This window comes from Psychrobacter sp. I-STPA10 (genome assembly GCF_021012795.1).
Classification (GTDB): domain Bacteria; phylum Pseudomonadota; class Gammaproteobacteria; order Pseudomonadales; family Moraxellaceae; genus Psychrobacter.
On record NZ_VFYU01000028.1, the window covers coordinates 12,225 to 32,587 of the forward strand.

The 20,363-nt window shown below is 37.8% G+C and carries 20 protein-coding genes; 3 read left to right on the plus strand and 17 right to left on the minus strand.

The window, feature by feature from the left end; translation table 11 throughout:
* Positions 1-28: 28 nt before the first annotated feature.
* Together FHK89_RS13570 and FHK89_RS13575 are read right to left on the minus strand one after the other, a co-directional pair.
* On the minus strand, positions 29-667 hold the full coding sequence (locus FHK89_RS13570) for an arsenate reductase ArsC (RefSeq protein ID WP_230661366.1): 639 nt from the start codon (positions 665-667) through the stop codon (positions 29-31).
* A gap of 35 nt (positions 668-702) precedes the next feature.
* A complete protein-coding gene (locus FHK89_RS13575; protein ID WP_230661368.1) occupies positions 703-1,998 on the minus strand; it encodes an arsenic transporter in 1,296 nt (431 codons plus the stop codon).
* Between the two features lie 226 nt (positions 1,999-2,224).
* On the opposite strand from FHK89_RS13575, the gene FHK89_RS13580 reads away from it, so the two are divergent.
* The 3 genes from FHK89_RS13580 to FHK89_RS13590 all read left to right on the plus strand — a co-directional run bounded on the left by FHK89_RS13580 (position 2,225) and on the right by FHK89_RS13590 (position 5,734).
* Entirely contained in the window at positions 2,225-2,515 is a 291-nt protein-coding gene (locus FHK89_RS13580; protein WP_230661370.1) for an ArsR/SmtB family transcription factor, read from the plus strand.
* Between the two features lie 387 nt (positions 2,516-2,902).
* The gene (locus FHK89_RS13585; RefSeq protein WP_230661372.1) at positions 2,903-4,909 is read left to right on the plus strand and encodes a bifunctional metallophosphatase/5'-nucleotidase; all 2,007 of its coding nucleotides are present in this window, start codon (positions 2,903-2,905) and stop codon (positions 4,907-4,909) included.
* 174 nt (positions 4,910-5,083) lie between these two features.
* Positions 5,084-5,734: a methylated-DNA--[protein]-cysteine S-methyltransferase gene (locus FHK89_RS13590; protein WP_230661374.1), complete on the plus strand. Its 651-nt coding sequence runs from the start codon at positions 5,084-5,086 to the stop codon at positions 5,732-5,734.
* A gap of 211 nt (positions 5,735-5,945) precedes the next feature.
* Here FHK89_RS13590 and FHK89_RS13595 read toward each other — a convergent pair whose 3' ends face one another.
* The 15 genes from FHK89_RS13595 to FHK89_RS13665 all read right to left on the minus strand — a co-directional run bounded on the left by FHK89_RS13595 (position 5,946) and on the right by FHK89_RS13665 (position 20,128).
* Entirely contained in the window at positions 5,946-6,269 is a 324-nt protein-coding gene (locus tag FHK89_RS13595) for a hypothetical protein (protein ID WP_230661376.1), read from the minus strand.
* Between the two features lie 79 nt (positions 6,270-6,348).
* Positions 6,349-7,029, minus strand: coding sequence for a hypothetical protein (locus FHK89_RS13600; RefSeq protein ID WP_230661378.1), 681 nt, complete (start codon positions 7,027-7,029; stop codon positions 6,349-6,351).
* An 87-nt stretch (positions 7,030-7,116) separates the two neighbouring features.
* Positions 7,117-7,650, minus strand: a complete 534-nt coding sequence (locus FHK89_RS13605) for a hypothetical protein (protein WP_230661380.1) — start codon at positions 7,648-7,650, stop codon at positions 7,117-7,119.
* A gap of 193 nt (positions 7,651-7,843) precedes the next feature.
* Positions 7,844-8,113: a hypothetical protein gene (locus tag FHK89_RS13610; protein WP_230661381.1), complete on the minus strand. Its 270-nt coding sequence runs from the start codon at positions 8,111-8,113 to the stop codon at positions 7,844-7,846.
* Positions 8,114-8,384: 271 nt separating this feature from the next.
* Entirely contained in the window at positions 8,385-8,924 is a 540-nt protein-coding gene (locus tag FHK89_RS13615; RefSeq protein WP_230661383.1) for an SMI1/KNR4 family protein, read from the minus strand.
* 265 nt (positions 8,925-9,189) lie between these two features.
* A complete protein-coding gene (locus FHK89_RS13620; protein ID WP_230661385.1) occupies positions 9,190-9,726 on the minus strand; it encodes a hypothetical protein in 537 nt (178 codons plus the stop codon).
* A 273-nt stretch (positions 9,727-9,999) separates the two neighbouring features.
* Positions 10,000-10,722 (minus strand): sulfate/molybdate ABC transporter ATP-binding protein, encoded by a 723-nt coding sequence (locus FHK89_RS13625; protein WP_230661386.1) that lies wholly within the window; start codon positions 10,720-10,722, stop codon positions 10,000-10,002.
* Positions 10,723-10,876: 154 nt separating this feature from the next.
* On the minus strand, positions 10,877-11,833 hold the full coding sequence (cysW, locus tag FHK89_RS13630; RefSeq protein ID WP_230661388.1) for a sulfate ABC transporter permease subunit CysW: 957 nt from the start codon (positions 11,831-11,833) through the stop codon (positions 10,877-10,879).
* 159 nt (positions 11,834-11,992) lie between these two features.
* Positions 11,993-12,865: a sulfate ABC transporter permease subunit CysT gene (gene cysT, locus FHK89_RS13635; RefSeq protein ID WP_230661390.1), complete on the minus strand. Its 873-nt coding sequence runs from the start codon at positions 12,863-12,865 to the stop codon at positions 11,993-11,995.
* An 84-nt stretch (positions 12,866-12,949) separates the two neighbouring features.
* Entirely contained in the window at positions 12,950-13,978 is a 1,029-nt protein-coding gene (locus FHK89_RS13640) for a sulfate ABC transporter substrate-binding protein (protein ID WP_230661402.1), read from the minus strand.
* Positions 13,979-14,345: 367 nt separating this feature from the next.
* The gene (locus tag FHK89_RS13645; RefSeq protein WP_230661392.1) at positions 14,346-15,602 is read right to left on the minus strand and encodes a sulfate ABC transporter substrate-binding protein; all 1,257 of its coding nucleotides are present in this window, start codon (positions 15,600-15,602) and stop codon (positions 14,346-14,348) included.
* A gap of 195 nt (positions 15,603-15,797) precedes the next feature.
* Positions 15,798-17,336, minus strand: coding sequence for an amidophosphoribosyltransferase (purF, locus tag FHK89_RS13650; RefSeq protein WP_230661394.1), 1,539 nt, complete (start codon positions 17,334-17,336; stop codon positions 15,798-15,800).
* A gap of 48 nt (positions 17,337-17,384) precedes the next feature.
* Positions 17,385-17,882 (minus strand): CvpA family protein, encoded by a 498-nt coding sequence (locus FHK89_RS13655; RefSeq protein ID WP_230661396.1) that lies wholly within the window; start codon positions 17,880-17,882, stop codon positions 17,385-17,387.
* A gap of 23 nt (positions 17,883-17,905) precedes the next feature.
* The gene (locus FHK89_RS13660) at positions 17,906-18,940 is read right to left on the minus strand and encodes a quinone-dependent dihydroorotate dehydrogenase (RefSeq protein ID WP_230661398.1); all 1,035 of its coding nucleotides are present in this window, start codon (positions 18,938-18,940) and stop codon (positions 17,906-17,908) included.
* Positions 18,941-19,600: 660 nt separating this feature from the next.
* A complete protein-coding gene (locus FHK89_RS13665) occupies positions 19,601-20,128 on the minus strand; it encodes a DUF4870 family protein (protein WP_230661400.1) in 528 nt (175 codons plus the stop codon).
* Positions 20,129-20,363: the final 235 nt, after the last annotated feature.

Sequence of the window (20,363 nt, forward strand, 5' to 3'; positions counted from 1 at the left end):
TTGAGATTACTGCTCTTATATATTTATACTATTTACTACAATCCTTAATTAATGTATTAAGCGCAGTAATTCGTTGCTTTTGTGGCAATAAAGCAATGGGTATTAACTGCTCCACTCTGGACTCAATGGCAGCCATACAGCGGCTAAAAGCATGCGCAATTTGTTGCTCCTGCTCATATCTTTGTTGCTGCTCACTGGTTCGGTCTTGTCTGGCTTGTGCTGCATTTACTGCTAACGATGCTGTTGCCAACCTTGAAGGATCAGCCAATCCCCAATGTAGTTTAGGTACAGAACCCAACCATAATGGGCAACGCTCACCTGCTGCTTGATCACACACTGTAATCACCACATCAGGGCTAAAACTACCTGCTAACGACTGCCATGATTTACTATGTAATCCTGAAATATCATAACCATTATTGGCTAAATACTCTAACGTCAGCGGATGCACTTGATCGGCAGGATCACTGCCTGCGCTTTGTGCTTCTATCAATCCTGCTGCCATTTGATTGCTAATTACCTCAGATAAAATGCTACGGCAACGATTATGGGTACAAACAAATAGTATTTTTAATGGCTTAGTGGTGAGCTCGTCTTGTTGTTGCTCTTTGGATTGTAACTGAGCTTTGTTCTGCTGACTTAATTGTGCCTCTTTCTGTAGACTCATATTACTTCCTTTTATTTATCAAGCGATGAAACCCATTAAACACTATTTAGCACACCAAGCCACATCACCAACGCCATTAATGTGAACAACAAAACAGGTAAAGTTAGTAAGATACCCACTTTAAAATAATAACGCCAAGTGATGACCATATTTTTTGTGGCTAAAATATGTAGCCATAATAGCGTCGCCAGCGAACCAATGGGGGTGATTTTTGGCCCTAAATCACAGCCAATCACATTGGCATAGACCATGGCTTCTTTAATATGTATTCCTGTATGCACCTCTTCAATGGCTAAAGATTGTAGCAATACCGTTGGCATATTATTCATCAGCGATGACAGCAACGCTGAGAGCACGCCTGTACCTATGGTAGCAACCCAAACTCCTTGCTCAGCCAACAATGACAACCCTTGCGCCAAATAATCTGTTAATCCCTGATTTTTTAGCCCATACACCACCAAATACATACCCAAAGAAAATATCACAATCTGCCACGGCGCACCTTTAATAATCGGCGCAAGCGCAATCTTTTGTTGTTGCAATGCCACCACTGATAATATGGCTGCCCCTGCCGCTGCAATATAGCTAATAGGAATACCTCGTGGCTCTAATACAAAAAAACCAAGCAGCAATGCCAATAACACCAGCCAGCCTGTGATAAAGGTAGCTTTATCACGAATTGCCGTATTGGGGAGTGGAATCAAGGTGGCATCATAACTAGCAGGAATGTCTCGGCGATAAAAGCAATACAATACTGCCAATGAGCTAAGCACCGAAACCACAGTCACAGGAATCATCACCTGCGCATAACGATCAAAGCTAATGGCAAAAAAATCAGCAGAAACAATATTAACCAGATTAGATACCACCAAAGGCAGACTTGCTGTATCGGCAATAAAGCCTGCTGCCATAATAAATGCCAACGTGGTACTGTGACGCATTTTTAATGTGGTCAAAATGGCAATCACAATCGGGGTTAAAATCAGGGCCGCCCCATCATTGGCAAAAAAAGCGGCTACTAATGCCCCCAACAATACAATAAATATAAATAACCGCTGCCCACGACCTGCTCCCAAGTGTGCCACATGCAAAGCTATCCACTGAAAAAATCCTGCGGCATCGAGCAGTAAGCTAATAATAATAACCGCAATAAAGGCAAAAGTAGCATTCCAAACGATTCCCCAAACCACAGGAATATCTGACCAACCAATCACTCCAAAGACCAATGCCACTAAAGCACCGATAGAGGCACTCCATCCAATCCCTAATCCTTTGGGCTGCCAAATAACAAAAATCAAGGTAACCACAAAAACAATGACCGCAAATAACATAAAGTGCTCAGTGCAGAATATAATGAACAAGACCTAATGAATAAGCAACTGCTATCACCTCCATCATAACTACCATAGAAAAACTAAGTAGAAAGATTAAGTAAATAAACAACACACTGTTTTGATTGCCTATTTGTTAATAACTTTGGCATACTATCTTGTTATCTATATTCGTTTATATGAATATAGTGCACAGCATAACATCTATATTCAGTTAGGTAAATATATGTCATCAAAAATTCATCCCATCAACACTCTAGATTTTTTTAAGGCATTATCCGATCCCACTCGCCTAGCCTTACTGGCATTGCTATTTGAGCAGCCAGAAAAATGCGTTTGCGAATTAGTTGAGACCTTAGAGCAACCGCAGCCGACGGTTTCTCGCCATTTAGCACATCTTAAACGACTGGGCATCATTGATAGTGAACGCCGTGGCACATGGATGTGGTATAAAATGTCGGATACCCTGCCCACTTGGTGTGAACAAGTATTACAAATAACATTTACTCACTCATGACTTTCTATGTTTGGCTAATTGGCATGCAGCAGCCATGCCACTACCCACACACATCCAATCCATATCATCACTCGCTCTTGTAATTAATAAATTCAATACTTTCAATTACCTATAACCAAATTGTCATTACTTTGTCATGCCTTGGTCACCAATTATTTGCACACTAGCAAGCTGAAATTACTTAATTATAGGACTTACGCAAAAGTACGATATTTGTCTTATAAAGCGGCTGGGAATTATTTACGAAGCCTCTGGAACTACGTACAGCCAGCGAGTAAATGATTACCAGACGCTAATAATCTAGAAAAATGCGTAAATCCTAAATTACTAGTAAAAGTAATATCAACACAATATTAGTCACCCAATATCTTGGATAAGGACCTAGTCATGAGTCATTTATATAAAACGAAACTTAAGAACACAACACAAAAAACAACCAAAATAATGCTTTTGTCAGCACTTAGTTTAGCCATGCTCACCGGCTTAAGCGCGTGTAACAACAACGATAAAGATGATGACAAGCCTGATCAAACAACTAATCCTGCAAATCCAACTAACCCTACATTTAAGTCAATGTCTTTGACCATCGCTCATATCAATGACCACCACTCACATCTTGAGCCAGAAGGCACACAAACCTTTATCATTGATAACAATACTTATAAAGCCGAACGTGGTGGCTTTGCCCGAGTGAAAACGGTGTTTGATGATTTGCAAAATACTTATGGCAACGGCAACTTTTTAAAATTAAACGCAGGGGATGCCATTACTGGAACCAGCTATTTTAGCTTTTATAAAGGTAAAGCTGATGCCGATATGATGAATACCATTTGCTTTGATGCCTTTAGCTTGGGCAACCATGAGTTTGATGAAAGTGATGCGGGACTAAAAGTATTCTTAGACCGCTTAAAAATGGGCAACTGTCAAACGCCCGTATTAGCCGCTAATGTTAAACCCAAAATAGGCACACCATTAGCCCCATCAAAAGTTGATGACTATATCAAGCCCTATGAAATCAAAACCACCAAAGAAGGCATTAAAATCGGTATTATTGGCTTAGATATCGCAGAAAAAACTAAAAACTCATCTCGTCCGCTACCTACGACAGAATTTTTGGATGAGACCACCACCGCACAAAATTATATCAATGAACTAAAAAACCAAGGTATTGAACACATTGTTTTATTAACCCATTACACCTATGAAAACGATCAAAAACTAGCCGCCAGCTTATCTGGTGTCGATGTCATTATCGGTGGCGACTCACACACACTACTAGGTGATTTCACCCGTTATGGTAAAGGCGGTCAAGGTAGTGCTGACAACTTTGGCTCACAAGGTGCATACCCCACCAAAATTAATAACAAAGATGGACATCCTGTATGTATCGGACAGTCTTGGGAATATACCAAAGCAGTTGGTTTGATGAATATTAACTTTGATGATAAAGGTAACGTCAAAGATTGCGGCGGCTCACAAATCATACCTGTTGGCACGAAATTTAATAAATACAATCCAACCAGCACCAAATTTGAGCCATTAAGCGACAGTGACAATCAACTATTACTAAGCAAACTTGAAGCCAGCAAGTCTGACCTGCTCAAAAAAGACTTAATCCTACCCTTTACCATCAATAACCAAGCAGATGCGGTACTAAAAACTTATAGAGACAAACTCAGTGAAAATATGGCAAAAGTCATCGGGCAAAACCAAGACACGCTATGTTTGGTGCGTGTTCCTGGTACTACCCGTTCAGGCGATATTGCTGGCTGTGAAGATACTGCCAATCATGCCAGTGGTAGTGACATTGCCCAAGTCGTTGCCAAAGCCTTTTTAGATGGCGCACTGCGGGCAGATTTTTCTCTACAAAATGCTGGTGGTGTCCGTGAAACATTACTAAAAGGACCTATCACCTATAAAGATGCCTATACCATCTTGCCGTTTAGCAATACCTTGGTTAATCTTGATATTACAGGGCAACAAGTTGTTGATACCTTAGAAGACGCTATTGACAATCATATTAGCGGCAATGGTTCTTCAGGCTCACACCCTTATGCTGATGGTCTACGTTGGGATTTGGATTTGACTCATGCCAAAGGTAGCCGCGTTAAAAATGTCGAAGTACGTGACCGTAAAACAGGGGCTTGGTCTGCCCTTGATATGAATAAAACTTATGTGATGGTTACCAACGACTTTATCGCCGAAGGTCGTGATGGCTATGACACCTTAGGAAAAATCTTTGCCGATAAGTCAAAAGTAGAAGATACCAAGCTACTTTATACTCAGTCATTAATTGACTATATCAGCAAAGTCAAAACCATCAGTAAACCTACCCGTGATGACTATTCGCATAAAACTGTGATTACTAAAGATGGTAAATTGTTACAACCTTAATTCTCATGCTTAATCTAATATTTGATACAGTCTAAAAAAACATAATATGGTGAAAGAATCCAAATTCTTTCACCATATTGCAGGTTATCATCACCCAGTTATACAATGGTGTATTATCATACTGTCATTTAAAAGTAGATAGCGTAAAACACCCATTAAATATACTGAGTATTTATGAAACCTACCACCTTGTTACCCACTTTTGATACCAGTCATGATAAAGCTAACTTAGCTGAGCTATTAACCCTAGTCGATGATGTTATCAAGCAACACACTATCAAAAAACCTGGTATCAAAGACTCTGTAAAAACAACCCACCTTATCATGGATTTTTACTCCTCACCATTAGGGACAATGTGTTTGATTGCTGATGAGCAGTTTTTATTTTTATTAGAATTTGCTGATAGAAAAAATGCAGGAAAACAATTACAAGATTTATTAAAACGCCTCAATGCAACGTTAAAATCTGGCGAAAACTCAATTACTATTAAGACAAAAAAGCAATTACAACAATATTTTGCTGGTACATTACAACACTTTGATATACCCATAAAACTGCTAGGGACAGATTTTCAAATTAGCGTTTGGCAAACTTTGCTCACCATTGACTACGGTACAACCATCAGCTATGCCGAGCAAGCCAGTCAGATGAATAAGCCCAAAGCTGTACGAGCCGTTGCCAATGCCAACAGTCGTAATCGCTTAACCATTATTGTACCTTGCCATCGAGTGATTGGCAGTGATGGCTCATTAACTGGCTATGCTGGTAAAGTAGAAAGAAAGGCGTGGTTGCTTGAGTTTGAGGGAAACAACTTAAAAAAATAACTCTGGCTTTTGTTATTTAGGGATTTGTGTTTATGATATTTAGGGTATGGTAAACAAACTAAGTTTATGTTAGTACAACTAATAAAAGGCTTGTCTAACTGACTGTAACTGATTTATATCATCAAGCAAACAGCTCATTACTGATTTATCATGAATCGTCTAATTATACCAACCCTATCTTAATCTTAAAACTAACTTGCTTAAATTATTATTAAGGTGAAGAAATACTTCTATGAAAATCATCTGAAAACTCTTTAAATAATTCTAAAAATTTATTTATTGCAACATCTCCACCACCTTCATAAAAATATATAATATTTGCCCAACTTTGACTAAGCCCTACATCATATTTAGACTTTACCCAAAAATGAAAGTTATCCCTAAAGTGAACTTCTATTGGTTCAAGTTCTATATTGTCCTTTCCATAAAAATATCCTGATATAAAAAACGATAGACCAAATATATGATCATACCTTGTAATCATTTGAGGTCTTGTTGAAAGTGTAAAAATAATTGATTGTAAGTTTCTTTTCATTAAAATCATCCTTTCTTATTTATACTAAGAATTATTTAGAAAAAACTCAATTTATTTTAAATAACTTTCTTGTATGAACTCATATTCTATTTGTCAATTTATAGGTAGCAAATTTAAAATTTAGCATAATATTAACATGCTCAATGTCATCAACCATACTAGCCCAATAAGCAAAATCACTAACAGCAAGGTTATCTATATTAGCAATATTTTCCTTTAATTTTCTTGCTATAATAGCCGAAATATCTGACAGTGAGCAAAAAGCTGATTTAAAATGAGCCTTTAATTCATACACACTCGCCATAAAAAAACTATATGAGTTTAAAAAGTCCAATAGACAGCTATTTACATAAATAATAAAAAGTCCATCATCAGCAATATCTCGATACTTATCTAACTTATCATAACCTTTATCTTGAGAAAAATAATCCTCTTTTCTCGCACCATCACTATAATACTTGTTGATGATAATATAGACCTCTTTAGATTCATTTAGAACAAAATAACCATGATTACTTTTACCAAAACAATAAAACAGATTGTCATTATTTGATAATTTAACCAACTGGTCTGGAAAGTCAATAAATTTGAAACCAGCATTTTGATAATTATCTAAATAAGCGTATAGATTTGAATAAATCTCCTCAGTTGTCATTTTTGGGGGCTGTTGTGGATATATAATTGTAAACCCATGACTTTTTAAAAACTCTATATCCTCAGTATTTTCTTTATAAAATAAGTCATCATAAAAAATATTCATTTTTACTATTCTTTTAAAATACAGACAGTTTATAATTTATACTAAAGTCCAACAAAATTTTAATTGCAAATATAAAAAACATTTATTTTAAAAAAGATGATATTTGTTATCATCTCTAGGGTCATTAAATCCAGAAAAAGTTTTAACCAAATCAAACTTTAATATAATTGTTGGTATGTCATTTTCTAATAACTCTGATATGGTTACTAAATACTTACCATTTTTTACAGGTAACTTAACACCATTGACTCTTTTCTGATTGTCTAAAGTATAATAATATAAACTCTCTTTTTCGTTAAACAATGAATAATCTATTTTTCGTAATTTACCAATATCACATAGCCATAAGCTATTCTCTTTAACCTCTATATTAAAACCAGAATATACATCATTGCTTTTTGCTATTATTTCATCACTTAGCTTTATTCTATACCCTATAGATGATATGGGAGTAATAGGTAACCATACACCTAACTTCAGTGAATCTAAGTATAAATCTGCGTTATTTTGGAACAAATCTAACAACCGCTTGGTCCTTGACTTTCCCTTTTGTTGCAAAAAATCTTTCATAGCACAAGGGGAAAACAAACATAGTCCGTAATTGGCTGTATCAACTATCATTTAATATCCTTACAGAGTAATTTGGTTTTGCATTTTAAAAAATCTATATAGTCAATCTAATATAATCTCATCACAAGGCAACCGAGTGATAGTACAAGTAGCATATCGGGTGGGGTTAATACTGTGGTGGATTTATCGTAGGCAGACGATATTTTTTAAATATAAATATTTCTTATATAATAAAGACTATCTTTTACTTTTTGACATATGAATCTTTTGACAAAATTCTATCCAATATATTTCCTGTCGCAATATCTTGCCATGTCTCACCATGCTCATCAGCAATAACCACCAATGCTAATAATGTTAAGGGAGAAGTTGCATAAATAGTGATATCATCTTTTTTTGCTACCCAATCTAAAAATTCTGTATCTTCATTATACTGGGTCAATATTTCATAACTTCTTTTTTCAATCTCATAAAGTGCTATATTATAAGTATTACCGGCTTCTGATAACTGCATAGCAGTTCCTTTATATTTTGCATAACTACTACTTAACAATCCAATAAAGTATAGCTAATCTAAAAAATCAAATATATTTACTCTTTAAAGTTATCAATCACTTCTTAATAAAATTAACATTTTTAGAATCATCAATTATGAATAAAGCTTTATCTTCAAAAACAGATTCTATCTCACTATCGCTTAGCTTATTAAGGATTTTATTAATTATTAAGCTATATTCAGCTTTACTTATATAATTTAAGTCGTCAAAATTATTTTTATATTAAGCCTATTTTAGCTCAACAATCTCAAAAGTTCTCTTAGCAGGGTGAGTAGCAAAAATTTCATAATTTTTAAATAGTTTACTATCAGTTAATTTATCAAAACATTCATACAAATCTTTAGCCACTTTTCTAAAACCGATACCATTAAAATCACTAATATAAATATCAAATTCATCATCAGTTGAATCAGTAATATCCCAAAATAGATAATTGCCATTGATACTCTTTGCAAAGGGGTAGAGCCTTTTTAATATTTCTAGTGAGCCATCTGGTTCTATATCAAACCAGATATCATTATTCATAACATCATCTATATATGTGGATTTAATAAATTCTGCTCTAGCAAATATGGAGCATATATCTATAGGAATATTAATAATATACTCTTCCAATGTTAGTCCATAGCCATATTCTTGAACAAAATTTTTGTATGATTGAGGAAAGCCTCTATTATTGGCAAACCTAAAGCTTTCCAACTGCTTAAGGTCACCATGTATTTTGGGTAAATCATTGACAATAACTAAATCAAAGGTCTTTTTTTGCATACGACACCTCTACATCTTGCACTCTAGTCAGTGTTTTTGATTATTGCAAAACTCTTGTTGATTAATATTGATAGGTTATAGTTAATTCAAGATAAAACTGTTACAAGGAAAACGAGTGAAAGTGTACAAGTAGTACTGCGAGCGAGTTTGAATTTGTGCCAGTTTTGTTTTAAGACAACTATAGACTTATCACTACTTTTACTAAAGATATATCATACTAGCACATAGTGATTTAAGTATAAAAATCAAATAAATTATCTTGCTATTATTTATCTAAGGTATTCATCCAAACAAAAAAATCATAGAGATTATTAAATACTTGTTCATGTTGACCCGAATATTTCCATATTTCTGGCTCAATTTTTTCATCTTGCCAAACAATTAAACAATAATCGCCATCATCCTCATTAACAGTTGACAATAAAGAGACATCAAATCTCGAAAATATTTGTGGTGCTGAATTCTCCCAATCTTCTGCCATAGTTTTATACCAAGAAATAAATTTTTCACTTTTCAGAATCTTTTGAATATCATCAATGCCATGAAAAGTTTCAAAACCGTCAACCAATTTATCACAAAAATAAAAACGTTCCTTAAGAAATGGGCTTAAAATGCGTTTTGATCCATCCATAGTAATGATAAAATTAGGCTCTTTAGATTTTGTTATTTTTAATTGTTTTAATTGAATTTCTTCTTCTATATTTTCCATTTCTTTTTTAGATAACGATTTTTTTAATCTATCTATTATAGACTTTTTATTTATTTCAGAATTATCAATAAATTTTTGCAACTCAGCTTTCATACACATATCATTGACCTAATATTTAAATGGCATAATTTAATGATAATAGAATACAATATAAAATTATTTTTTATCTTTATAACGAATACCCCAAGTTTTATAATCAGTTGGGTTTAATGTAGGACATTCAGTATTCTTTGGTGTATAAAAGTAGATTTCAAGCTTATATTCTGCAAAATAATAATAATTAGCATGGTCTTTGCCATACTGCTAATATCCTCTTGTACCACCATAAATCTTTGTCGGTTCAAAAGTAAGTATTTTATGCCCCCCCTACACCAAATCCAAAAAATCCGCCACAAACTCACTATCAGGATGATCAATTAACTGCTGTGGAGTCCCAACCTGTTCGATACTACCATGATTCATCACCACAATCTCATCAGAGACATCTCTTGCCTCTTCTTGGTCATGAGTCACCATAATACTGGTTACGCCAAGCTCGTGATGAATATTTTTTAGCCATGTACGCAGCTCTTTACGTACTTTGGCATCAAGCGCACCAAATGGCTCATCTAATAAGAGCAGCTTTGGCTTAACTGCCAACGCCCGAGCTAAGGCAATACGTTGTCGTTGTCCACCAGAGAGTTGATGTGGATACGCATTGGCTAGATTAGGCAATTGCACCAATGCAAGTAACTCTTTGACTCTGCTATCAATATCTGCCTTACTCGGACGCTGATCCTTAGGTAGTAACTTTAGCCCAAACGCCACATTTTCAGCAATGGTCTTATGGCGAAATAACGCATAATGTTGAAACATAAAACCAATATGCCGCTTTTGTACTGGTGTATCAGTAACATCAACACCATCAAATAATATTCTGCCCTGATCGGCAAATTCAAGCCCAGCAATGATACGCAGCAGTGTGGTCTTACCACAGCCAGAAGGGCCTAATAATGTTACCAATTTACCAGTTGGTACACTGAGGCTAATATCATCTAATGCCACAAAATTACCAAAAGTTTTACGAACGTCTCTAATATCTATGCTCATTTTTTGTACTCTTTATATTCTTTAAATAAGATAGGATTCAATTTTTGCTTAGGCTATTTTTATTTTTAGCGATGAAAGCAATGAAGATTTCAGTAGCTTAGACTGTCTGTATACCTTGCAAATTTATATTGATGACAAATGCAGACAATCTCGGTTAGTTTGAAGGCGTTTTTAATGCCTCATTTGCCACCTCTACCATATCTTCATCTAATAATATTGGCGATGGCTCAACTCCATGTGCTAGACGTTCATTGCCTTGGGCATATTTACGATTTTGCAACTTGGTCATCACTTGCTGAATCAGCAGTGTTACCAAAGCCAAAGCAGCTAGTAGACTAGAGATAGCAAAGGCAGCAGTAAAGTTATACTCATTGTAGGCAATCTCAACCAGTAATGGCATGGTATTGGTCTCACCACGAATATGCCCTGACACCACACTCACGGCTCCAAACTCACCCATCGCCCGAGCATTGGTCAAAATCAAGCCATATAACAATGCCCATTTGATATTTGGCAAAGTCACATGCCAAAAAACCTGCCAGCCAGATGCCCCCAAGGTCAATGCCGCCTGCTCCTCACTGTCACCCTGCGATTGCATCACAGGTATCAGCTCACGCGCAATAAACGGAAAAGTCACAAATAAGGTCGCAAGCACAATGCCTGGTACCGCAAATATCACTTGAAAGCCAATGGACTCAAGCCAGCCTCCCACAGTACTATTTAGACCAAATAACAACACAAACATCAAGCCTGCAACCACAGGTGATACTGAAAATGGCAAATCTAATAAAGTAGTGACCAACTGCTTGCCTTTAAACTGATAGCGTGTCACCAACCAAGCGATGGCAATACCCATAATCATATTAATCGGCAACACGATAGCTGCGGTCAGCAAGGTCAGCTTAATCGCTGCCAATGCTTCAGGCTCTACAAGGGCAGCAAGATACAGCGCCCAGCCTTCTTTAAATGCCTCATAAAATACTGCAAACAAAGGAATGACCAACATCACCACCATAAATATACTGGCAATGGCAATAAAGAGTCGACGTACCCAAGGACTATCCTTAGTTGCTGCATTATTTTGGTAATCATAGCTATTTGTTATTTGCATGAAATGGTTTCCTAATACATCACTACCTAGCGCCTTGCCTAGAGTTTTGCCTAAACGATAAAAAGTATTTATGGAATACGAATGATTGCGCTGCTGCTTTAAATTCAATGCTTTAAATACAAGCTACTTTATTGAGTATCTATATTTAGTAGCTTATTTTTATTTTGCACCCACGCGTCGAGACAATCGCCACTGCAATAAGTTAATCGACAATAAAATGGCAAACGAGATAAGCAACATAAATAAAGCAACTGCCGACGCCCCTTGGATATCAAAATTATCCAGTTTGCCAATAATGATTAAAGGCAGTATTTCCGTTTGCATTGGAATATTGCTCGAGATAAAAATAACCGAACCATACTCACCAGTTGCACGCGCAAACATCATACCTGCACCCATTAACAAAGCGGGCATCAGCTCAGGCAATATCACACTACGAAAGGTGGTCAAACGGCTCGCTCCCAGTACCGCTGCTGCTTCTTCAAACTCAACCGATAGCTCTTCAAGTACTGGCTGCACCGCACGTACAATAAAGGGAAAACTCACCACCACCAATGCCAACCAAATACCAAGAGGAGTAAACGCAACTTGAATACCAACTTTATCAAACCACTGCCCTATCAAGCCATTGGGTGCATACAAGGTGGCAAGCGAGATACCTGTAACCGCTGTTGGTAGCGCAAATGGCAAATCCACCAACGCATTAATTAGTGACTTACCCCAAAACTCATAGCGCACCAACACCCAAGCCACTAATGTACCAAACACCATATTGGTCAACATTGCAAAAAATGACATCTTCAGCGATAGTTTAATGGCAGCCATTACCTGCGGCTGAGTGATGCTATTGTAAAATCCTGTCCAACCCATCTGAGTTGTGGTGTATGCCATCATGGCAAATGGCAGCAACACCAATAAAGATAAGCTCAGCACCGTCACCCCCATGGATAACCCAAATCCGGGTAATACATGGCGGCGTTGCCAACGGCTTAACCAGTGTCGCTTAGAAGTAGAAGTGGCTAACTGAGTCATCGTGCTCTCTATGTGCTATCTATGAAACTATTAAAAAGGAAAAACAGCTCCCTTCCCCCTTGATATAAGGGTTAGGTAAGGCAATTAATTACTGGGTTGATTGACTGCCAGTTGATCAAAAATACCACCATCACTAAAGAATTTTTCCATGATTTCATCCCAGCTACCAAAAACATCATTGGGACGGAACGTATCCACAGGAGGCAATTTATCACTGTTTTTATCAAGCACACTTTGCACACTTGGGCGTAAGTATAAATCTGCTGCTAACTGCTGTGCAGGCTCACTCCATAGATAGTCAAGATACTCTTTTGCTGCTGCCGCCGTGCCTTTTGACTCTGTGACGGTATTCACCACTGCCACAGGGCTTTCTGATTTAATAGAATAGTTTGGATAAACGATATCTACCTGCCCTTTACCAAATTTAGTGGCAGCTAGATTTGCCTCATTTTCAAAAGTTACCAGTACATCACCCACCCCGCGCTGTACAAAAGTGGTGGTAGCAGCACGTCCACCATTTTCATAAACCTTGACATTTTTAAGTAGGTCTTTGACATAGGTATTAGTTTTATCCACATCATCATTAAATGCGTGTAACCCATAGCCATAAGCACCCAAAAATGCATAGCGACCATTACCCGTTACTTTTGGATTTGCCATCACAATCTCGACTCCAGATTTGGTCAAATCTTGCCAATCATGGATACCTTTAGGATTGTCCTTACGTACCAAAAATACAATGGTACTGGTAAACGGTACGGCATGATCCGGGAACTGATCTTCCCAGTCTGCTGCCACCAAGCCTTTTTTCTCTAATAATTCAACATCTGATCCTTGGTTCATGGTAACCACATCAGCTTGTAAACCGTTGGCGACTGAAAGTGCTTGTTTACTAGAGCCACCGTGTGACTGCTTAACCGTAATATTACTATCAGGATGTTCAGCTTTGTAATGCTCAATAAAAATTGGGTTATAACCCTTATAAAAATCACGCGCCACATCATAAGAGACATTTAACAGCTCAATATTTTGTGCATCACCTGTTACCGCTGCTGTGTCTCCCGACTCAGCCGCAGTAGTGTCTGCATTATTATTTGACTGACTGCACGCCATCAAGCTCACGGTTGCCGTTGCCAAGGTGGCAGATGCCAACCATTTTGCCCAAGGGCGAGATTGTTTCGCTGAACGTGTAAGTATAGAGATGGTCATAATCGCCTCAGTTAGCATCTTTGATGCAGGTTTTATCTATTTAATTTTGGTTGCTGATATATTCACTTACTGATAACAGATACCCTTTCATTTAAATTCAATATCTGCAATATTGTGTCTATACACATAAAATAACTTAAATATCTTAAATGTCATTGCGCACATGCTATCAGTGGTTTGTTATTATGTTTAATGATGAATACGTGTATCTTATTGAACAAATGGAATAATAAAACGAATAATCAGGGCAAGAAAATATATACCCCCCACCCTATTGAGCAGGTGGTTGCTTGGATAACTGCTCAAAACGCCCAGCATCTGCAAAATAAGTGTGCATGATCGTATCCCAATCACCAAAAACTGCCGTCGGCTCAAACGTATCAATCTTTAGCAACGTATCGGCATGCGCTGCCAACACTTGGGGGTCACTGGGACGCAGATACATCTCTGCCATCAAGTTTTGTGCAGCTTGCTCCCATAATCCTGCCAAATATTTCTGTGCCGCTGCTGTTGTTCCTTTTTTATCTGTCACTGCATTGACCACAGCAACAGGATTATCAATACGAATGGAATAACTGGGATAGACGATATCCACTTTGCCTTTGGCAAAATTTTGTGCTACTTGATGTGCTTCATTTTCGGTGGTAATTAACACATCACCCACCCCACGCTGAGTAAAGGTAGTGGTTGCGGCTCGTGATCCATTATCATAAGTAGCAACATTGGCTAAAAGCTGCTGCATAAAATGATCGGTATTGGTAACTGCTAATGATTGACCATCATTGTTATCGTTACTGTTGTTTTGATTGGCTTGCCACTTATGTAAACCATAGCCATAAGCACCCAAAAATGCATAGCGACCTGTACCACTGGTTTTGGGGTTAGGCATCACAATTTTGACATCTGCTTTTGTCAAATCATTCCAATCATGAATGTGTTTAGGATTACCTGAGCGTACTAAAAATACCATGGTACTGGTATAAGGCACTGCATCATTAGGAAAATCTTGTTGCCAATTTGCTTTCACTAATCCTTTTTTCACCAACATATCAATATCAGGTGGCTGATTCATGGTCACCACATCTGCTTGCAGGCCATTGGCGACCGACAGTGCTTGCTTACTAGAACCACCATGTGATTGTTGAATATTAATCTTAGTATCAGCCTGTTGCTGTTGATAATTTTTAATAAAAATAGGATTGTACTGCTTATAAAAATCTCGCGAGACATCATAAGAGACATTGAGCAAGGTAATATTTGAGGAAGTTGTGCCGTCTGTTGTGCCATTTTGAGTAGTATTACTATTGGCATTGTTGTTGCTACAAGCAGTTAACAATGTCAACATCATGACGCAAACACTGCTGATAGCAGCATACTTTATGCCATTTTTTTTAATGTTATGCTGAGTATGACTCACAGTTTTGGTTGTGGGTGTTGTTTTCAGAAATGATTGCAACAAAGGTTGGCTGACTTTGATAGAGATTTTATCCATGATAACCTCAAGTTGGCGAATAGTTAGTTGTGCCATACTAAGGTTAAATAGTTGAAATACTTAGTGTTAGTTGTCTATATACTATCTCTATTCTAGAATAACCAGACAGATAGAAACACCATAAATAAAAAAATAAAAAAAACCCATACTATTTAAATATGGGTTTAATTATAGGTTTTGGCGACTTCTATCTAATTTTATCTAAAAAGACAACCAATGATAATGATAAAATCAGCCCTCTTCTTCTATGCCTGTCATATCCACAGGGGTATCGGCTATCACTTGCACCCCAGAAGACTTGACTTTTGCCATATCATTACGCTGCTGCTGCAAAGACTCTAGATATGCTTCATTAATCTTACCAGTGATATAGCAGCCATTAAATACCGCACAATCAAAGCCTTCTACCTTACTATGCTTGGTATCTTGTACTGCTTCTATTAAATCATCTAAATCTTGATAAATCAGTCTATCAGCACCAATAATCTCACGTACTTCTTCAACACTATGCCCTGAAGCAATCAGTTCCGTACGTGCTGGCATATCAATACCATACACATTGGGGAATTTAACTGGCGGTGCCGCACTGGCAAAGAACACTTTACGTGCGCCCGCATCTCTTGCCATTTGAATAATTTCATGACAGGTTGTGCCGCGCACAATGGAGTCATCAACCAGCAATACATTTTTGTTTTTAAACTCTAATGGCACCGCATTGAGCTTTTGGCGTACTGACTTTTTACGCTGCTGCTGCCCAGGCATGATAAAGGTACGCCCAATATAGCGGTTTTTCATAAACCCTTCACGGTACTTGATATTTAGCTGTAATGCCAGCTCCATCGCTGAAGTACGTGACGTATCAGGAATTGGTATCACCACATCAATGTCATGATCCTCACCCCATTCTGCCAATATCTTTTGTGCCAACTTCTCACCCATTCTCAGACGGGCTTTATAGACTGAAATATTATCCATAATAGAATCAGGGCGCGCAAAATACACATATTCAAAAATACAGGGGGTATACTCTTTTGGCGCAATACATTGTTGAGTATGTAGTTGGTTGTCCAAATCTATAAACACCGCTTCACCGGGCTTGATATCACGTACAATTTTAAATCCTGAACCGGTTAATGCCACTGATTCTGATGCCACCATATACTCTGTGCCACCATTGTCAGCCAGCCGTTCACCAAAGATCAGTGGACGGATACCATTGGGATCACGAAACGCTATCATGCCATGACCAGTAATCATTGCCACCACTGCATAAGCCCCCTCAAGACGCTGATACATGGCACTAATGGCTGAGAAGATATCTTCTGGGGTGGGGTTGGTTTTGCCTAAATGCTGCATCTCATGCGCCAACACATTGAGCAGTACCTCAGAGTCTGAAGTGGTATTTAAATGACGTAAATCATCTTGATACAACTCTTTGGCTAAATCCTCAGCGTTGGTCAGATTGCCATTATGTGCAAGGGTAATACCATAAGGTGAATTCACATAAAATGGCTGCGCTTCAGCACTGCTAGAACTCCCTGCTGTGGGATAGCGCACATGCCCTATCCCAAATCTACCAACCAAACGCAACATATGACGGGTCATAAATACATCACGCACCATGCCATTGTCTTTACGCAAAAAAAGCCGTCCATTTTGCATGGTCACGATGCCTGCTGCATCTTGTCCACGGTGTTGCAATACGGTCAAAGCATCATACAATATTTGGTTGACTGGTCCATGAGCAGCAACACCAACAACTCCACACATATATAAATTCCTAATAGAATAAAATCAATATAAAGATAACAATACACTCTACGGATGATTGAGCTGATCCCATGCCTCACCCAAGACATCAGAGGCAAACTGCTTAGCAAATGGTGAATAAGGCAATAACGCGGGGGCTAACTGTGATGTTTGCCACATCGAGCTACGCACAATAATTGGTGATAACACACTGAGCAGGACAAGCACAACTAATAAACTTTTACCAGCACCTGCCATTGCGCCAAAAAAACGATCAAAAATACCCAGTTTTAACGCATTAATAGTACTACTGGCAATCCAACCCAGTAGATGAATCACCACCATCACCACCAGCACAACCGCCAAAAATCCCAATGCAGTTTGCAATACTGGAGAAGCAACAATCGCTGCCATAGAAGGCGCAACATCATCAGCCAATCGGGTCGCTGCCACCAAAGCAATAAACCAACCCACCATAGATAGCATGGTTTGAATCAAACCCAAACGCCACCCTCGCCACAAGCCAAAGAGTACAATCACACTAATGCTCAAATCTAATACACTCATACGTTGACTATACTCACTATTATTTATAGTTGCTGGGCATCATAATAACTGTTGATACTCTCAACACACTCTTGTACCAAACTTGGACCACGATACACCAAACCAGAATACAACTGAATTAAAGTTGCCCCTGCCTGTAATTTTTTGATGGCTTTATCCCCATTATCAATACCACCAACACCAATCAATGCCACCTGATCAGCTAAGCGTTCATGAAATTGCAGCAATATTTGTGTACTATGATGACTGACTGGTCTTCCTGATAAACCACCCGTCTCTTTACCAAATGGCAAATCTTCCACACCGATACGACTTAACGTAGTATTGGTGGCAATTAAACCATCTATCTCAAAGTCAATGAGCTGCTGAGCAATAAAATCCACTTGATCTTCTTCTAAATCAGGGGCAACCTTTAGTACCAAGGGCACATAAAAACCATACTCAGTTGCCAATTGGCTATGCTTATTTTTAATGGTATCTAATAACGCAACCAAAGCGGTGCCGCTTTGTAGGTCACGCAAGTTTTTGGTATTGGGAGATGAGATATTGATGGTGATATAAGAAGCATGAGCATAAACACGCTCAAGACAATAAACATAATCGTCCGCTGCCTTTTCAACAGGAGTGACAGCATTTTTACCAATATTGATACCAATATTGCCTTTATATTGACAGCGCTGCACATTGGCTACGAGATGATCTACCCCAAGGTTATTAAAACCCATACGATTGATAATGGCATGCGCCTCTTTGATACGAAACATACGCGGCTTTGGATTGCCCTCTTGTGGCTTTGGTGTCACCGTACCCACTTCAATAAAGCCAAAGCCTAGCTCAGCTAAGGCATCAATATAATCGCCATTTTTATCTAATCCTGCTGCCAATCCCACAGGGTTAGAAAACTGCAATCCCATACACTCCACAGGCAAGGGTTGCTGCTCATAAACCAACCCTAATGTATGCGAGCGATGTGCTTTATCAAGCAGTGATAGGGTCAGCTCATGAGCATGTTCTGGATCTAATTGAAATAAAAAGGGGCGCAGCAGGGTATAGGACATAACAACGATAAGACCTTTTGATAGGCATTATTAAAAACAAAATTAAAAATATAATAATGTTCAAAACAACATTAAAATAAATGTGACAATTAATCGTAACATTGATTGAAATATGAATAAAAAAATTGTCCAAGTATTTTGACAGTTAATTGCTACACAGACAAACTCTTAATTTTTCAGTGCACAATACAACACATGAGGATCTTCATAGAAGTGGCTGTGCCTGTGAGCATGGCTTTGATAGAGTCTATTTATCACTGTCTAGGGTCTGTTGAACATTCATCTTCATAGGAAAAATTGAGATACTGATTTTAATAAACAGTGACTTAATCAATGCAATGAGCGCAGGTAGTTTTTGTTAATCACAGTGGGATATTAACCAGTTCATTAACGCTTCATCAGGCAAATTTAGCCAATTGCCAATTGCCAATTGCCAATTTTTACATGAAAGTAAAAAGTAGCTGTATCCCTTGTAAATATTAGTCTAACAGAGTGAAAGTTCAACAGACCCTAATATACTCTAATCAATCAACGAATCAATAATTATGATTATATCACCTCTATCTGATATAAAAAACTCTATAAATAATAAATGATTGGCTCGCTTATACAGCAACATTTGTATACACAAATCAAACACACTTTGAGTAATGCTTTAATTTAAACAGCTCGCCCATCACTCAATGCAATCCAACCACGAATGATACGATATAAATGCCATAAGACAGAAAAAACTAACAAAATACCACCAATCATCGTCATCACTACTGAGCCTGCTGCTGTATTACCACTTTCAGTAAATATACTCACACCAAGCACACCCAAACCAATTAACAGAATAATCACGCCCAAAATAGCCATAAGAATACTGTACCAAAACGTCTTAATTTGCCAATCAAAATGACTGGCAAGCCAAGAATGACCTGCCTCTCTACGCTTTAGATAATTCATTACAATCGGTACAATCCACAATATGCCTGCCGTAAAAAAACTCAGTAAATACAGCAAATAAGTAATATGATTATAAAATACCAATTGTTTTTCTTGCGCTTCAGTTAACTGTGATAAACCAAGATTGGCTGCTGTTTGTACCGAATGCGGGGCAGGTGGAGTAATAGACGCTTGTGGTGAATGATAGTGAGAAGAAGATGTGGGATTATTTTTGGCAATATTAGGATCATTTGGCATCATTTATCCTCATAACATTTATCATAATAATACTCATACTAAACGCCACTCTCAACTTATAAGACCCCCTCCTAACCTCCCCCTTACTACGCGAGCATAGCTCTTGTTTTGTACTACAAGCACAGCTTTTCGTCTTGCATCGCTAAAATAGTCCACTGGACTATTTATTAACGCTCTTCAGGGGCGAAACAGTGTTTCGCTATATTCCTCCTCAGGGAGAGGAACTGGTTTTTAA

What these genes read in the sequence shown, in the direction of transcription:
- FHK89_RS13570 (WP_230661366.1), bottom strand. Translation starts at nt 667, where the DNA reads ATGAGTCTACAGAAAGAGGCACAATTAAGTCAGCAGAACAAAGCTCAG.
- FHK89_RS13640 (WP_230661402.1), bottom strand. Translation starts at nt 13,978, where the DNA reads ATGGCGTGCAGTCAGTCAAATAATAATGCAGACACTACTGCGGCTGAG.
- FHK89_RS13615 (WP_230661383.1), bottom strand. Translation starts at nt 8,924, where the DNA reads ATGCAAAAAAAGACCTTTGATTTAGTTATTGTCAATGATTTACCCAAA.
- FHK89_RS13580 (WP_230661370.1), top strand. Translation starts at nt 2,225, where the DNA reads ATGTCATCAAAAATTCATCCCATCAACACTCTAGATTTTTTTAAGGCA.
- FHK89_RS13595 (WP_230661376.1), bottom strand. Translation starts at nt 6,269, where the DNA reads ATGAAAAGAAACTTACAATCAATTATTTTTACACTTTCAACAAGACCT.
- purF (WP_230661394.1), bottom strand. Translation starts at nt 17,336, where the DNA reads ATGTGTGGAGTTGTTGGTGTTGCTGCTCATGGACCAGTCAACCAAATA.
- FHK89_RS13645 (WP_230661392.1), bottom strand. Translation starts at nt 15,602, where the DNA reads ATGGCACAACTAACTATTCGCCAACTTGAGGTTATCATGGATAAAATC.
- FHK89_RS13605 (WP_230661380.1), bottom strand. Translation starts at nt 7,650, where the DNA reads ATGATAGTTGATACAGCCAATTACGGACTATGTTTGTTTTCCCCTTGT.
- cysW (WP_230661388.1), bottom strand. Translation starts at nt 11,833, where the DNA reads ATGCAAATAACAAATAGCTATGATTACCAAAATAATGCAGCAACTAAG.
- FHK89_RS13600 (WP_230661378.1), bottom strand. Translation starts at nt 7,029, where the DNA reads ATGAATATTTTTTATGATGACTTATTTTATAAAGAAAATACTGAGGAT.
- FHK89_RS13665 (WP_230661400.1), bottom strand. Translation starts at nt 20,128, where the DNA reads ATGCCAAATGATCCTAATATTGCCAAAAATAATCCCACATCTTCTTCT.
- FHK89_RS13575 (WP_230661368.1), bottom strand. Translation starts at nt 1,998, where the DNA reads ATGTTATTTGCGGTCATTGTTTTTGTGGTTACCTTGATTTTTGTTATT.
- FHK89_RS13660 (WP_230661398.1), bottom strand. Translation starts at nt 18,940, where the DNA reads ATGTCCTATACCCTGCTGCGCCCCTTTTTATTTCAATTAGATCCAGAA.
- FHK89_RS13625 (WP_230661386.1), bottom strand. Translation starts at nt 10,722, where the DNA reads ATGAGCATAGATATTAGAGACGTTCGTAAAACTTTTGGTAATTTTGTG.
- FHK89_RS13655 (WP_230661396.1), bottom strand. Translation starts at nt 17,882, where the DNA reads ATGAGTGTATTAGATTTGAGCATTAGTGTGATTGTACTCTTTGGCTTG.
- FHK89_RS13620 (WP_230661385.1), bottom strand. Translation starts at nt 9,726, where the DNA reads ATGAAAGCTGAGTTGCAAAAATTTATTGATAATTCTGAAATAAATAAA.
- FHK89_RS13585 (WP_230661372.1), top strand. Translation starts at nt 2,903, where the DNA reads ATGAGTCATTTATATAAAACGAAACTTAAGAACACAACACAAAAAACA.
- FHK89_RS13590 (WP_230661374.1), top strand. Translation starts at nt 5,084, where the DNA reads ATGAAACCTACCACCTTGTTACCCACTTTTGATACCAGTCATGATAAA.
- FHK89_RS13610 (WP_230661381.1), bottom strand. Translation starts at nt 8,113, where the DNA reads ATGCAGTTATCAGAAGCCGGTAATACTTATAATATAGCACTTTATGAG.
- cysT (WP_230661390.1), bottom strand. Translation starts at nt 12,865, where the DNA reads ATGACTCAGTTAGCCACTTCTACTTCTAAGCGACACTGGTTAAGCCGT.